General features: G+C 72.1%; 1 pseudogene. It reads left to right on the top strand.

Annotation, left to right across the window (positions count from 1 at the left end):
* Positions 1–269, top strand: a pseudogene (locus HMPREF3099_RS12965) (hypothetical protein); the annotation flags it as partial.

Here is a 269-nt window from a genome sequence, read left to right as displayed (position 1 = left end):
CCCGAGCACGGCACCGCCGTGATGGGTGAGGTCATCGGCGACGAGAACGGCTCCGGCGTCACCGGCATCGCCCCCAAGGCCACCGGGTACGTGGCCAACGCGGTGAGCCGCGAGTACGGCTTCTCCGCCGGGGCGGCCATCACCCGCTCGGCACAGAAGCTCCAGGCCGGCGACGTGATCCTCCTCGAGCAGCAGCTCACCGGCTGCGGCGGCGGCTTCGCCCCCGTGGAGATCTACCCCGCCGCCTACGACGCCATCAAGACCGCCGT

The sequence above is a fragment of the Kytococcus sp. HMSC28H12 genome, assembly GCF_001816045.1.
Taxonomy (GTDB): Bacteria; Actinomycetota; Actinomycetes; order Actinomycetales; family Dermatophilaceae; genus Kytococcus; species Kytococcus schroeteri.
Note: the sequence above shows the minus strand (reverse complement) of the source record. Positions and strands in the feature narration are given on the sequence as shown.